At 35.4% G+C, this 15,388-nt stretch carries 14 protein-coding genes; 1 reads left to right on the top strand and 13 read right to left on the bottom strand.

Annotated elements, in window-relative coordinates:
* Positions 1 to 84: 84 nt before the first annotated feature.
* The 5 genes from CC92_RS0112180 to CC92_RS23235 all read right to left on the bottom strand — a co-directional run bounded on the left by CC92_RS0112180 (position 85) and on the right by CC92_RS23235 (position 6,604).
* Complete coding sequence (locus CC92_RS0112180) at positions 85 to 1,422, bottom strand: YcxB family protein (RefSeq protein WP_029502624.1); 1,338 nt, start codon at positions 1,420 to 1,422, stop codon at positions 85 to 87.
* A 645-nt stretch (positions 1,423 to 2,067) separates the two neighbouring features.
* Positions 2,068 to 3,030 carry a bifunctional 4-hydroxy-2-oxoglutarate aldolase/2-dehydro-3-deoxy-phosphogluconate aldolase gene (locus CC92_RS0112175; protein ID WP_029502625.1) on the bottom strand — a complete coding sequence of 321 codons (963 nt, stop codon included), beginning with the start codon at positions 3,028 to 3,030 and terminating at the stop codon, positions 2,068 to 2,070.
* A gap of 197 nt (positions 3,031 to 3,227) precedes the next feature.
* On the bottom strand, positions 3,228 to 3,929 hold the full coding sequence (locus CC92_RS0112170) for a CvpA family protein (protein ID WP_029502626.1): 702 nt from the start codon (positions 3,927 to 3,929) through the stop codon (positions 3,228 to 3,230).
* A gap of 4 nt (positions 3,930 to 3,933) precedes the next feature.
* Positions 3,934 to 5,133 (bottom strand): DUF5711 family protein, encoded by a 1,200-nt coding sequence (locus CC92_RS0112165; protein ID WP_029502627.1) that lies wholly within the window; start codon positions 5,131 to 5,133, stop codon positions 3,934 to 3,936.
* Between the two features lie 166 nt (positions 5,134 to 5,299).
* Positions 5,300 to 6,604, bottom strand: coding sequence for a LysM peptidoglycan-binding domain-containing protein (locus CC92_RS23235; RefSeq protein ID WP_029502628.1), 1,305 nt, complete (start codon positions 6,602 to 6,604; stop codon positions 5,300 to 5,302).
* Between the two features lie 403 nt (positions 6,605 to 7,007).
* On the opposite strand from CC92_RS23235, the gene yyaC reads away from it, so the two are divergent.
* Positions 7,008 to 7,601: a spore protease YyaC gene (gene yyaC / locus CC92_RS0112155; RefSeq protein WP_029502629.1), complete on the top strand. Its 594-nt coding sequence runs from the start codon at positions 7,008 to 7,010 to the stop codon at positions 7,599 to 7,601.
* A gap of 123 nt (positions 7,602 to 7,724) precedes the next feature.
* On the opposite strand, the gene CC92_RS0112150 is transcribed toward yyaC, so the two are convergent.
* From CC92_RS0112150 to CC92_RS0112115, 8 genes are all read right to left on the bottom strand, one after another.
* Positions 7,725 to 8,834, bottom strand: a complete 1,110-nt coding sequence (locus CC92_RS0112150) for a hypothetical protein (RefSeq protein WP_029502630.1) — start codon at positions 8,832 to 8,834, stop codon at positions 7,725 to 7,727.
* A gap of 73 nt (positions 8,835 to 8,907) precedes the next feature.
* Positions 8,908 to 9,504, bottom strand: a complete 597-nt coding sequence (gene recR / locus CC92_RS0112145; RefSeq protein ID WP_029502631.1) for a recombination mediator RecR — start codon at positions 9,502 to 9,504, stop codon at positions 8,908 to 8,910.
* 290 nt (positions 9,505 to 9,794) lie between these two features.
* Positions 9,795 to 10,154 (bottom strand): YbaB/EbfC family nucleoid-associated protein, encoded by a 360-nt coding sequence (locus tag CC92_RS0112140; RefSeq protein ID WP_029502632.1) that lies wholly within the window; start codon positions 10,152 to 10,154, stop codon positions 9,795 to 9,797.
* A 26-nt stretch (positions 10,155 to 10,180) separates the two neighbouring features.
* The gene (dnaX, locus tag CC92_RS0112135) at positions 10,181 to 11,749 is read right to left on the bottom strand and encodes a DNA polymerase III subunit gamma/tau (protein WP_029502633.1); all 1,569 of its coding nucleotides are present in this window, start codon (positions 11,747 to 11,749) and stop codon (positions 10,181 to 10,183) included.
* Between the two features lie 168 nt (positions 11,750 to 11,917).
* Complete coding sequence (locus tag CC92_RS0112130) at positions 11,918 to 12,892, bottom strand: M15 family metallopeptidase (RefSeq protein WP_242841337.1); 975 nt, start codon at positions 12,890 to 12,892, stop codon at positions 11,918 to 11,920.
* Between the two features lie 139 nt (positions 12,893 to 13,031).
* Positions 13,032 to 13,301: a hypothetical protein gene (locus CC92_RS0112125; protein WP_029502635.1), complete on the bottom strand. Its 270-nt coding sequence runs from the start codon at positions 13,299 to 13,301 to the stop codon at positions 13,032 to 13,034.
* Between the two features lie 17 nt (positions 13,302 to 13,318).
* Entirely contained in the window at positions 13,319 to 14,323 is a 1,005-nt protein-coding gene (locus CC92_RS0112120) for an SCP2 sterol-binding domain-containing protein (RefSeq protein ID WP_029502636.1), read from the bottom strand.
* Complete coding sequence (locus CC92_RS0112115; RefSeq protein ID WP_242841338.1) at positions 14,313 to 15,380, bottom strand: rhomboid family intramembrane serine protease; 1,068 nt, start codon at positions 15,378 to 15,380, stop codon at positions 14,313 to 14,315. Before CC92_RS0112115 ends, CC92_RS0112120 begins: the two co-directional genes overlap by 11 nt.
* Positions 15,381 to 15,388: the final 8 nt, after the last annotated feature.

Raw genomic sequence — 15,388 nt, 5'->3', positions numbered from 1 at the left:
CTTTTACTGTCTAAATTTATTAAAAAGCTAAGGGGATACCACATAGTTTGGTATCCCCTTTATAAAGAATTAATATTAACTTCGTTAGCGACTTCTAACCTTAAACTTCTCACCCATTCTTTGTTTCATCAATATCATAAAACCTTCTTGATCACTCTCACTAAATGTTGTCATATCAACAAAATAAGCAAGCTCAGAACCTAAATAAAGATAAACATAATTTTTATATTTTCTTATCTCCGTCACTTGAACATATGGAAAGTCACTAATATATTGAATCCCGCTTACGGTAAAATAGTCATCATAAAACTTAGTAATTGCAATCTTTGACCGACTACCTGCGTATCTTTTCTTCATTGCCTCAACCATTTTTTCAACTGCAATTCCTTGATAATATCCATATGCTACCCCTGCAATTGTTACAATAATGGTAATCCAAATTGAGGTGGTAAAGAAAAGGCTGTATCCCAAAATTACCAAATACAAAGCAATAACATAGCACCAGAACCCAATACGTTTAAAGAAATGATTGTAACTACAGTAGGTCTTTATCGCTTGATCATGATATTCAGTAGAGTTCGTAAATAATACCTCTTCTTTAACTAATTCCCCTGCTTCCTCAAGTTTTCTTTTATTTAGGCGATATTCCTGCATGTCTTGTGTTATTTTTTTCTTAATCTGAGAAGCTTTCTTGTTTTTTTTGTTAAAAATTAAAATAATAACAATAATAATTAATATAAATAGAATCGGCCCGATGAAATCCTTCATTCCGATTTCTGTTTCCTGTACAATCTCAGATGCATCTAGAATCTTTGTAAAAGAAACCTTATCTACCAAAGCTCTCGCTAATCCCTCTTCCTCATCTTGTATGTAACTTCCCTCTTTATAGATATCAAATGCAAAACTTTTCCCATTCATTATGGTACCATATATTACTTCGCTGACTGGACTCACTTCATCTTTTGATTGTATTTGTAATCTAAAGAAAGGGGTTTGCTTGTGCATATACTTCTCTACAGTAGATTCGTAAGTTTCTGACTCTTTTCCTACTAAAGTATCAAAATACTCTTGAAGCTCTGCTTCTGTCATGTTGATTAAGTTCACTATCTCTCTAGTTTTCGAAGAGTCTTTTACCATCATAGTAACGGATGTGTTGCTTTTTTTCTCGTAGAACATAGCTTTCACACCCATGTCTTTAAATTCTTTTAATTTTGTATCAACCTGAATAATACCAGCTTCTGCCCAACGACCATCGTTTTTTGGGGTATCTGGTGTTAATACAATTAAATCATCGGAAATTTCTAACGTCATATACAAATCATCAAACGTTAATGTTTGCGCAGCAGATACAGGTACTATTTGAGTAAGCATGATGGCAAACATTACACCAATAGTAACAAATAATTTTTGAAGTCTCTTCATCGATTCTCCTCCTTCGTCCATGTTATTATAGTATAATACAACCCCATTAGAATACAAGGAACTTTATAAAAATTTAGGAAATAATCTTTTTAATTTACGTTTTTATATAAAGTATATCTTCTCATTATATCTATCTGTATGATACTAAAATTGTATTGTTGTTCCAATCATACAGTAATTATCCACCCTAATAGGTAATGCAACTTCTTAATCTTTTTAATATCAAAAGATTTTTTCTCAAAAAATGCAATATCTCATCACTTATTTTTCATGATTAGTAAGCAATCTTTAAAATAATAATCAAAATCTAAACATATGCTACTCAAGCTCTTTCTTATCATACATAGGAAAAAGCACACTTCGCGAACTTTTCCTTGCCACGAATAAGAAAAAGCACGCTTCTCGAAATTTTCCTTGACACGAATAAGAAAAAGCACGCTTCTCGAAATTTTCCTTGACATGAATAAGAAAAAGCACGCTTCTCGAAATTTTCCTTGACATGAATTAAAAACACCTTGCTAGATTGCACTTTATGTGCCTATCTTGCAAGGTGTTCTAAAACTATATTCATAAGTAATCTGATATTAATAGAGTCTTAGACTCCTATTAAAACTCAAGCTTACTAATTAAATTTCAATTGTGTTTTTACTTTTTCTGAAGTAAATGTACAGCAAATCCGCCAAGCTCACCCTTTAAGTAAACTGCTACCATCTTGCCATCTTTATATTTAGCTGTATCCATATCAAATTCAAAGCCCTGAAGCTCCATATGGAAAATAGCACGCTCAATATAATTTGTCTGAATAGCAATGTGACCATGAGCTCCAAGATATGGAGTCTTCATAACTTCAATTGCACTTCCAGCAAATACGGAACTGCTTCCTACGTTTTTAGCAAATCCGAATAGCTTCTCAAAGGAAGTAGCTACACCATCAGCTTCTTCTTCACTTGTAGCGTTGATTCCAACATGCTTTAATTCGAAACCTAACATTGTGTTAACAGCTTCTCTTGTAAGTTTCTTGATTTCATCAAACTTACCAGCGTTAATTAATGCATCGCTTACCATCCAGCTTCCGCCACAAGCTAAAATCTTAGGGAAATCAAGATAAGAAGTAAGGTTCTTTTCATTAATACCACCTGTTGGCATAAATCTCATATTCACATATGGAGCAGCCATAGCCTTAATCTTTGCAAGACCACCAGATGCCTCAGCTGGGAAGAACTTAACAGCCTCTAAACCAAGCTCAATTGCCTGCTCGATATCAGTTGGGCTAGATGTACCTGGAGTAATTGGAATACCCTTTTCAGTACAATATTTTACAATTTTAGGATTTAAACCAGGGCTAACGATGAATTTACAACCTGCTGCGATTGCGCGGTCAACCTGCTCTGTAGTAAGAACAGTACCAGCACCAACGAACATATCTGGACAAGCCTCTACCATGTTACGGATTGCTTCTTCTGCAGCTGCAGTACGGAATGTTACTTCTGCTACTGGAAGACCTCCCTCACAAAGAGCCTTTGCTAAAGGTGCTGCATCCTTAGCATCATCAATTTTAACAACTGGAATAATTCCTAATTGCTCAAAACGCTTTAATACTTCGTTCATTTTCTATACTCCTTTATTTGTAATTTATTAGGACAGTAACTAAGCAAATAGTTCAACTGTACATTTCTTCCTACTTTATAAGTAGTCCATGCTTCTTACGTTTGCTTTAAAGATGTAAGTGCTTACAAAGCAAGTATACTCCACCTTTCTTGCAATTTCAAGTTGTAGTTTGATATTTACTTATTTTTTCAAGCGATTCAACCTAGTATACCAGATAAATTCATTACAAATTTCATAATTAAGTTATTATCATAGAGTGCACTTAGGAATACACTTTCATTCATCATGGTAAAGCACTCTCGTCCAAGCTTTGTTCCACTAAAGATTGTCAGTAGAATAAATAAAAGCCATACGATAATGAGTCCATGGATACCACCTGAAAGCAAACCAGCTAATTTATTGATTTGGTGAAGTATCGGTAATTTACTAATAATATTAAGTACTGCGCTTAGTATACGAAGTAAAATAATTAGCACAACAAACATTATAACAAACGAGATTGCGTTGATTACGATGCTTGCAACAGCATGGCTAACATAGCCTTTAAAGTCCTTAACTCCAAGAACATCATACGTATCTGAATTATTGTTTTTTTGTAAGGTATTTTTTAATGACTCTGGCAATGGTAACTTATTAATCACACTATCTTCTACCGTCTGGTTAATTTTTTCATCGATTTCATCAAGCTTTAAAACCTCTGCTGATTTTTCTGACAAATATGTCACCAATTTTTCATTCTGCTGTAGACTTTTACTAAGATAAGGACTTAAGATTAATGTAAAAACAAGAGCAATTACCATCGAAAAAATCGAAAAAACTGTCTTAATAAACCCCGCTCTCATACCTAAATATGCATTCAGGATTAGAATCCCCACAACGATTAACACTAACGCATTCATTCTCTTACTCCTCCGACTTAATTAATTGTATTTTGTCTATCCCTACATCCGTAACTAAAAGATATTCATTCGCACCACTCGCTTGATAAAGGCTTGTTACATTTGTATGGAATTGTGAATGAAATTTCATACTACCATCAATATTCATAATATTACATTCGGTATTACTATAGAAAATAATTTCATTTTCTATTAAGGTGACTTTTTGGAAGCTAAAGTTCACCTCTTTTTCTAACACCTTTTTCCCAGCAAGGTCATATAGTATTACTTTCCTCGCCTGCGTATTAATTGTACCGTCTAGAACTATTCCTATATACATATCATTGTAACAGATGCTGTGTATTTTCTCTGTGTAGGTTTCTCTCATTATTTCACGTGGCACTTCTTTTATGGAATAAAGTGTAATTCCAGTATCTCGAAATGCAACTACAAGTTCATTGGTTATAAACTCGACTTTCGGTATTACCTCACCCCGGTAATCTGAATAAGATCCAACCAAATTATCAACTTGATTCTTACCAAACTCTCCAAAATTATGAAATGTAACTTTGCTAACAACACCATCATTATCATCATCGACCGCCAAATAAGAAGTGACTAGCTTCTTACCATTCTCTGACAATCCGATGCCGATTGGAAATCCATCCGTTGCTACATAGGTTTTTACATCTAAAATTGCTTCCTTCCCATTTACACTATCCATATCATAAAAATAGATGTAATCTGCAGTACCATTTCCCGTTAACACGGCTGTCACTCCCTGTGAAGCAATTTTCACTTCTACAATAGGCTCTGTCGTAGTGAGTACATTCGTTGTTCCAGAACCATTTATGATATAGAGGTCATAACTTCCCATATCAGCAATCGCAGCGTAGCTACCCTCTACATCGGCAATTGGTTTCTTCATACTATAAGAGACGTTCCACAATACTGTTCCATCTGCACCTATTGCCTCTGCACCATCTCGGTTATATTTTAAAACTCCATTTTTATATTTGATAAAGTTACTTTCTTTTACATTGGATAACTCTGTTGATCCGGTTACCTTATAAGAGGTGTATACTGTGGTTTGTCTATGTAATATAATCGCTATCCCGATGAGGATAAAGATACCTATAGCACCAAGGACAAGGATTAATTTACGCTTTTTTTTCTTTTTTATTTTTAATTCATCTGCCCTGAGGCTTCGTTTTAGTTTTGCCATTTTCCTTCTCTGCCTATCTTTCTAATGCATTTATCATCAGCAATGCGTTATCACATCACCATTTTGATTCGATTATACCTTATTTTTCATTTCTTGGCACTATATTTCTTAAAAAAAGCTTGACCTAGAGTAAATAAAGTAAACTCTATGCCAAGCTAAATTTTGATTATGGTATTAATAGTTCCTGCCCTTCAAAGATTACATTCTCATCCACCAGTTGATTCAATTCTTTAATTGTGGATTGCATTTTGTAATCTCCGTATAGGCGCATACAGATACTTGCTAATGTATCTCCACTCTTTACTCGATATATTTTTAGCTTTGAAACATCAATATTACTTGTTGGTTTATTTGCCTCTTGCGTCGGAGTTGGTGTCTGCGTTGGCGCTAGAGTAACCGTTGGGGTTTGTGTCGGACTTTCCGTTGGTGCTAAGGTTGGGGTGAGTGTAGGTGTCTTTGTCAATTCATCTGTTCCTTTCGTTGGCATAGGTGTAGTTTTATTACCAGATGTTTCAACAGCATCATCCTTCCCTTTTGATGTATCTACTTTTGTTTCATCCTCTGGATCTTGTTCATGAATAGGTGTTATCGCTGCTATCCCCTTATCAGTATTGCCTTTATTGTTATCCTTATCAAATATATTCTTAGAAATTGAGTTTACAGTTTGCTCAATCTGCTTCATTTTTTCTGTATTATTCATAACCGTAATTCCAACTACCAGTGCAACCACAGTCATTAATCCACCTGCCGCATATCCGAGGCGTAACATCGTTCGCTGTTCTTTCTCTGCCTCCACAGGTGGTTTCTTTTCCTTTAGAATGGTTCTTATCTCCTTCATTGCACGATCACTTACCTCTAGTTCCTCATTCTTTATCTTTTTGTGATCCACCATATAATTTTGCATTTCTAAATTTTTTTCATAATAAATATAGTATCCTGGTTGTTGTTTCAGGCCATATCCATCGTATAAATAGAAATTATCTTCTTTTTCCAGGACATCATAAGTAAGCAGTAGCTTATCTCTGCCAGCAAAATTATCAATATGTACTTCTCGTAGTAAGTTTATTTCTTCTGTTCCAAAGCCTGTCCCGCCATAATACCATCCAACAATTTCAGCCTCTGAAAAATACAGCTTTATCTTCTCATAAATATGGGCCCAAGAATCCTCTTTTAAAACGATTCTTCCATCCTCCAAGCAGTTTTCCACAAGGATAGCACCATAGATGAAGACGTTTCTGTCTTCTTCTTCGTGACGGTATTCACCTACTAAGATTGCCATACAACGACTTGCATAGTCACTCTCCGCAAGTTGTCTTGTATAGGTCTTTACATAATCCTCCATATAAATCTTTAATTGATCACCAATTTTTCCAATCTGCCTTACATTCTTCGGGATTTTTATTTTTGAAGTTGTTTTCTCCGATGTAGCTGCCGTCTGATTGCTTTTATAACTAAGCTTTGTATCATTCATACGAATCCGCCCTTCCACAATAAATCCATGTCCGTTCTTCTTTTCTCAAACGAGAAATATGATTACTAATATTAAAATCCTACCACAGTGGATTTGCTGTTTTTGTCGGTTTACATATGCAAGTTTGGCTTTTTTATCTGTTTTATTCCAGTTCTTTTTGCAGTGTTATTATTATTTTTTTACTATTCTTCTTTTTCTGAATATTTTTTTCTTTTATTTGTCATAAAACCAAGTTTTTAGTATTACGATTCTATGTCTATGAATCTACCTTACGGAAATACTCTGTAAAGAGACAAGCAACTTTTATTGCTCGCAACAAATTTGATCGCAACAAAAGTTGCTCTTCATTGTTTTTTATTAGTCTATGAAGAAAAAATACCCTAGTGAAAGGTGGATTTCCTATTTGAAGCAATTTGTAGAGAAAAACAAGAAAATTTTTTATTTTGACTCTAAAGAACGTTATTCTCCATACGACTTTGGAAATACTCTGCTGGATCTTTTAGAAATAAACAGTTATAAGAATAAAACCATTGTATTTCTATGCATTGGGTCAGACCGTGCAACAGGTGATTGTCTTGGTCCACTTCTTGGTTACAAGCTTTCTCATCTTCCTGCCAAGAATTATGTAGTTTATGGTACCCTAGAAGATCCGGTTCATGCCAAAAACTTAAAAGAAACTGTTACTCGCATTTATGCTGAGAATAATAACCCATTTATCATTGCGATTGATGCCTCTTTAGGGAAAGCCTCACATGTAGGATATTATACTTTAGGGGAAGGCCCTTTAAAGCCTGGAGCCGGAGTAGATAAGGACTTACCTTATGTCGGAGATTTATTCGTAACTGGTATTGTTAATCTCTCAGGTCTCTTTGACCAAATGCTTTTACAAACTACTCGTCTTGGTACGGTTATGACTCTGGTTGATTATATCTGCCAAGGCATTACTCATTGTATGTATCTTATGAGAAGCCGTCTCATGGAAAAATCCAATCCATAAAAATAGCTCCCTTTAGTAAATCACTTTATTTATGATTTACCCAGAGGGAGCTATTTATTGAATGTCTATAAAATTTTACATCTGTGTTATGAATAAAGGAATACTATACTTTCTTCTTTTGCGCTATTCCATAGGTTTATTTACCTCAGCACGATAAATACTAAGTGACTCTGTTATAGTCGTTGCCTTTTGTTCTTGCATAATTTCTATAAGGCGGTCAATGGTTGCTTTGGTTAGCATATCTTTCCCTAAATAGGTCTCATAACGATTGGTGATTTCCAAAGAAAACTCTTTTACTTTTTCCGCAGCTTTTCTTTGTTCCTCGTGGGCTTCTTTTACCTTATTTTGAAGTCCTTTCATCTCCTCTTCATAACGAGACTTAATTTCTTCTATAACAGCTGCTTTGGTTGTTGCTTCAAATTCTACTAATGCATTCTTTTTCTCTTCCATTAGGTTGTTAAGTTCATCTTCTAATGTCCTGATTTCTTCTTTGATATCGTCCAATCCATAGATACTATCATCTTTGTCTTTTCTGATTTCCTTTGCCATCGCTCTAATCTTTTTATTATTCTTAGCCATCTTTTGGCGAATTGCCTTCATATCAATAATTGCTTCCGCATGATTTTCTTTAATTTTCTTATTGATGAGGATATAGAGGCCACCAAAAACAAGTATCGTTACAAAGTAATCAAGAATTAGATATAAGGTTTTGGCTGGTAATAAAAACTTATAGATACCTACAGGAAGTGCTAAAAATAAAATAAGTACAGTAATGAAAAGAGTTCCTATATCTCTTAGAGAACAAGGCATAAACACGGAATGAAACCACTTACGGTTAAATACTCTAGAAATATGGTTTTTCTGGAAAACTGCCTTTAGTTCCTGTTCTAGACGAACGCCTTCTTTTGTTAAGTCAGCAGTTTCCTCTTCAATTCTTTCTGATACTTTCTTACCAAGCTGCTTTTCCTTTTTGGTTTTTACCTTTTTAAGGCGAGTCTTGGTCTCATTCATTTGTTCTTCAAAAGAGGCTTCTACTTCCTGACGTCTCTTTTTTAAGATAACTCCAACTTCATCTGTAATTGCTTTCTGGCGTTCTTCAAACTGTTCTTCCGCTTGCTCTTCTTTAAATGCCCAATCTTTACTACTCTCTTTATACCCCTCAAGCTCAAGCAAGTTCTCTTTGATCGTATAAAGAGCTTCAATACCACCCGATAATACGTTTTTACGCTCCATAGGAAACCTCCTACTGTTTATTATTTCGTGTCAAGGGACACGCTCCTTTTTTTACTTTGATTAAATTTTCAATCTATAACTGAATTCTTCCATCAAGCGCACGAAGTAATGTTACTTCATCAATGTATTCGAGGTCACCGCCTACTGGTACACCGCTTGCGATACGACTCACTTTAATACCTGCTGGCTTAATTAATTTACTAATATACATCGCTGTGGCTTCCCCCTCAAGACTCGAATTCGTAGCTATTATTACTTCATCTACATCTCCTTGAAGACGTAACATTAATTCCTTTAATTTAATATCCTGCGGTCCGATTCCTAACATCGGAGAAATAGCACCATGTAATACATGATAGACCCCATCGAATTTTCCGGTCTTTTCATAAGCGGCTAAATCTCTCGTATTTTCTACCACCATAATGACCTTTTGATCTCTCTTATCACTAGAGCATATCGGACAAACCTCTTTATCAGTTAAGGTCTGGCATATTTTACAATATTTCACGTTACTCCTTGCTTCTAGCATCGTACTAGCAAGGTGTTCCACCTGATCCTTTGGCATATTGATAATATGAAATGCAAGTCTCTGTGCCGATTTTGCACCAACACCAGGTAACCTGCCAAGCTCTTCAATTAACTTGCTAATCTGTGTACTATAATAATTCACGTTTCCACCTATATTCTAAAATATATTTTCTCTATAAATATTTTGCTATATATAACACTCTAAATTTTATTTACTCTTTAAATCGATTCATTAACCTATGCAATACAATCGTATGACACCTTATTTATCCTTAACTCGTTTATCACCCTTATCATACCATTATTTCCATTCATGCTACAAGTACCAAAACAAAAAGATATCTTTCAACAGTATTCTCAATCATAAATAACTCATACTGATAAAAGATATCTTTTTGTCTTATAATAAAGTGACTAATTTATTCCTTGTGATTAGAATAAACCGCCTAAACCTCCGAAGTTTCCTAAGCCCCCTGCGATGGAATTCATAGCAGTTGCAGACTCCTCTTCCATCTTACGAAGAGCTTCATTCGTAGCAGCAACAATTAAGTCCTCTAACATCTCAATGTCATCTGGATCAACTACTTCTTTTGACAACTTAACGGATAACACTTCTTTCTTACCAGAAACAGTTACAGTAACAGCTCCACCACCAGCAGTAGCCTCCCACTGTTTTTCTTCCATCTCTTTTGTCTTCTCTTCCATCTGTTTTTGCATTCTCTGTGCCTGCTTCATCAGATTATTCATGTTACCAGGCATATTACCACCTGGAAATCCACCACGTTTTGCCATATTCATTTCTCCTTCCAACTTTTCGGTTAATCGACATATTCAATCGGAACCTTTTTAATTATTTTCGTTAAATCAGGATAAGCATCTAAGGCCTCTCCATCCTTTATCACCTTAGTTTGAACTAAGACTTCTTTTCCAATGGTATCTGCGATCGCTGTTTTAATTTCTGCAAGATGAGATTCTTGGTTAATCACACCTTCATCAACTTCTTTTTCAAATACCAGGATTATCGTACTTCCTTCTCCAGGTACAACACGCGCACTAATCAGTACTGTTCGTACCAACGGAGGCAAACTTCTAAGAATGGAATTCCAATTCTTTGCAACTTCTTGTAAATCAGCACTCACCGCTTTGGGTAACTGGGTTATTACAACATCCTTCTTAATCGTTTCCGCAGCAAGTCCCGTACCTTCTTTTTCCTCTTTAGAAGTTACAAAAACACCTTGCTCCAAACGTTTCTCAAGTACCTGTATCCGATGGATTAATGAGTCATAATCTGTTTCCATCTCTGGCTTACATAGCTTTACCAGAGTAACCTCAATCATAACCCTCTTTTGTGTTGCGTACTTCACTTGATTTGATAATTCTGAAAAAATACGGATAAAACGTATTAATAGTTCTGTATCACTACTTTGTGCTTCCTGCTTTAATAGCTGCAATTGGTCACTTGACATCTCAAGAATATCTTCCATATCTTCTGAGGTCTTTGCCAAAAGCAAATTTCTTAAATACCAGGTAAAGTCTATTGTAAATTGCGTAAGCTCTCTTCCTTGAACAATTAATTCTTCTAAGATAGCTACACAATCAGTAACACTTCCTTTTCGAATGAAACGCAAGAGCCGTGCAAAAACCTCAATATCTACGGTTCCCAATGCATTTAATACATTATCATAAGTCAAAGTCTGACCAAAGTAGAAGGCTATGCATTGATCTAAAAGGCTTAGTGCATCTCGTAACGAACCATCTGCCGCTCTTGCAACATATCTTAAAGCCTTCTCTTCTGCTTCAATACCTTCTTTATCGATAAGCTCCCTCAATCGTTTTGCAATTTCGTCTATGGTAATTCTTCGAAAATCATAGCGCTGACAGCGTGATAATATAGTAATCGGTATCTTGTGTACTTCTGTAGTAGCTAGTATAAATATTACATAAGATGGTGGTTCTTCCAATGTTTTTAAAAGTGCATTAAATGCTCCCGCTGAAAGCATATGAACCTCATCTATAATATATACCTTATAATTTCCTTCGGTTGGAGAGTACTTTACTTCCTCAACAATCTCCCTGATATTATCCACGCCATTATTAGAGGCAGCATCGATTTCTATAACATTCATCGAGCTTTGCGATTGTATCGCTTTACACATTGCACATTCATTGCATGGATTTCCGTCCACCGGATGTTCACAGTTCACTGTTTTTGCAAGTATTTTCGCTACTGTTGTCTTACCAGTACCACGAGTACCACAAAGCAAGTATGCATGCCCGATACGTCTCGCCTTAATTTGATTTTTCATTGTTGTAACAATATGATCCTGACCTTTTACATCCTCAAATGTATCCGGTCGGAATTTTCTATATAATGCCATGTATGACATAGCGACACCGTATCCTTCCTATTGCTCCATTATCCGCACTCTACGATGCACCCACATTAAAATGTGTTATGCACTGTATCATTACTTACGTACTATACTATTACTTACGCAATATAGCCTTACCTTCGTAATGCCCATTATAACATGAGAGAAAGTATCTTCGCAATGCTATTGAAATACCTTCTGAAAATGCTGATAATCCTTGGAGGACTGCCAGTCACCACCCCAAGTAAACCCTCTTTTTGCAAATGCTTTCTGGCAAACATCATCTTTCCTAATATAATACTCATTCTCTAATGTTCTATCCGCATACTCCACTCCGTTATCGGGAACTATTACGGTTTCCCCATTAATTGTACGCACATAAGGATTATATTTCGGATTGATATCAATTGCCAATCCATAGGCATGCTTTGATAGAGTCGTTGTACCTTCCACCATGCGATAGTTAAAACTTGACGTATTATTTGCAGCCATACTCTTATTATCATCTGCATCAAACTCATCAATTAATACCATCTGCTCGATCGGATATCTTGCATCAAATAATTCTTTGAATATTTCTATAATATCTTCTTCGATTAACTTATTTACTACTAATTCTCCAATGTGTATTTCACCATCATAACCAAAATGCAATACCCTTACATAGCTTAAGGTGTCTATCGAAATTGTGCTTCCCTCACTAAAGGATTTATTCTCCATACGATCAAACAATGCCGGACTGATATCTTCGGCATAGAAGCATTCTGCTAATGTTGCTGCATTTGCTGTGTATACCTTAACGGTTGATTTAGCAGGCATACTGTTAATTGCCTTCACGGTATCCATGTCGACTACCTCACTGCTTTCTGGTTTTAATACACTTCCTAAATCATCCAACGAGCTTTCGAATAATTCAACATCCATGCCTGACCCACTGAAAGTATTATCAGAACTTTTTGGCTCCTCGTTCGTTATTTCATCACTCGCTTGATAACTTTCATTTTCTTCTGTCTTTCCAGATGTAATAACCTCTTTTACTACATAGTTAGATTTCACTTCAACCTTCGTACCATCCTGCGTCTCATTACATGCAGTCAAAGAAAGTATCATGGTCCCCACAACGAACATCTTAAAAGGCTTTTGACAAAGTTTACTCATCTACATTTCCTCTCCCATATATTACATTGTTACCCTAAAATACTTTTCCCTTGTCTGTCTTGCTTAAGTACACTCCCCGCAAAGTATCTTAATGCAATCTCTTTTACAAGTGATAGTTACCTTTAATTTCTAATTCACTCTAATCTTCTTCAATTACATGAATTTCTAAGTAATCAAATTCGATCTGTTCTATAAAATTATCTTGATAAAATCTAGTTTTATCATGCTTTTTAAAATCTTTGATTGTTACTTCAAGCCACAATGGCTTTGATAAGTCAAATTCATGACAAACCTCATCTAACGCATGAAAAATCTTTTTTGTTCTGGTACGTTTCGTAGAATCGTCTTCTACCACCATATCCCGAAGCAAATGATTGTCCTTTATCATCTTAGCCCATAAACGAAACATATTCTTCCTCTCGTTCTTTACGATAACACCGAAAAATGAAATATCTGATCAAATTTTCTAAGAATCTTAAAATCTCCCTTGGCAGTCAGTTCCCCTGACATAAATGCGCCCTGGAAAGTTGTTCTTCCATTCACCAATCGATTGATCATCTCTCTGGTTGTCTTTGCTATAACATCTGCCTCTATCTTATCTCCATAGCTACACTTTAGCTGATTCCCCGCTACTTCAAGAAATAGCGTCTTATCCGTATCTGTCATTGTAATAGAAAATGTAGCCTTAAAATTCTCTTCCTGTGGCTTAAAATTATCTTTAAAGTTTTTAATAAACTCTTGTTTCTTATCTATACCACTGTTTTCTAGCATGCCACGAAACATCTGTGCCAGCTCTTCAATATCTTCTTTTTGTTTTTTTACATAAGTATCATCTGATACATACATTGATAACTGTTCGCTCTCCTGAGGTGTTAATTCAATCGGAGATGTTGCTAAAGTATTTTTCATGACTGCATGGCTACTACTTGAAAATGTAACCGACTTTTGATTAATAAAACGATACAATGATTCCGCTTTCCGTTCAAAGATCCCTGCATAGGAAGTATTCACTTCAAAATCAATTGGATTCTCTACATAAGCTATTATACCATCAAGTGATGTTCCTCCAAGAACCTCCCATGACCTCTTTAAATGAAGTTCAGCCTCTCGTTCTCCGTAAGTATTTGCTGTAACAACTGGGAACATACTAAGCTTTTGTATCTTCTGCTTATCACCATATAGCCAGCAAGCATCTAAAAACTGCTGCATATATCCGCCGATTCCCATCCATTCCACATTTACTGCAAGTATAATTCCGTCCGCCTCTTTTAATGTATTTGGAAGCATACTGATACTATTTTTTTGCTCATATAGATTATATCTTGTTACTTCAACGCGAAGTTCCTCTAAAACTTCCGTCATTTTATTCATCACGCAGATTGTTGGATCTTCGATTAATCCTCTTCCACCATAATAGATATTAATCTTCACGAATGCGCCCCCTCTTCTTTCGGTACACAAGCATAGCAATAAAGAAGCCCGCAAGCAGACCTCCCACATGAGCAGCATTATCAACACCCTGACTTGTAAATCCTCCATATAGACTGAGTGCTATAAATATGATAATCTGCCTAGTACCAATCGTCTCTAGTCTTCCTTTGTTCACTATTACAATCAAAGCGATTGCACCTATAACGCCAAATACTGCTCCTGAGGCGCCTATACTATTACTAAGTAAGCCTTTCTCCATATTATAACTCATAGAGGCAATCCCTGCAACAATTCCAGACAGAAAGTAAATTAGCAGATACTTAACCTTACCGACATGTCGCTCTAAAGTTGATCCCATAATCCCTAGAATAAGCATGTTATTTGCCAAATGACTTATATTCGCATGTAAAAACTGATAAGTTAAAAGACGATAATACTCATTTTCGAATTTTATCAATGGCCAAAATATACAACCCTTGGAAACAATCTTATTATAATTCCCAGATAAATCCGTATACAAAAATATTGCTGCGTTTATTACTATTATAATTAGTGTAACGATACCTATCCTAGAAAATATTCCATTCTTTTTTTGATAAGAAGATGCTCTTGATTGAGAATAACCATAGCCTTGTTGATACGCCCCTTGACCTCTTTTGTATTCTGAAATTAATTGATCTAGCCCACGGAATATTCCACTCTCATCACTAACTTGGCCCTCAAAAAGCATCAGACGAAACTGAAGCATATCTATAATACAAGCATTTTCATTTGTCCTACAAATTTTCATTGCTGCGTCCTTATTCTTAGTACAAAGAATTGCATGTATTGTAACTTTTTGATAACCTCTACTGAAAAAAGCATTTTTAATTTGACGTTCGATATTTTGATACTGATCGTTAGTCATTTCGGTCCCATTATATAATTCTATCACCCAATATACACAGCAGTGTTCTAGATTTGTTTGATAGAATACATCCATACCAGATGCATTAACCTGTAACTTTTGGCATCCCTTGACTAAAAAATAATTTAATATTTTTTGATATAACTCCAATCTTTAGC

The sequence above is a fragment of the Lachnoclostridium phytofermentans genome (assembly GCF_000733755.1).
GTDB lineage: Bacteria > Bacillota > Clostridia > Lachnospirales > Lachnospiraceae > Lachnoclostridium > Lachnoclostridium phytofermentans_A.
This window is presented reverse-complemented; position numbering and strand designations above follow the sequence as displayed.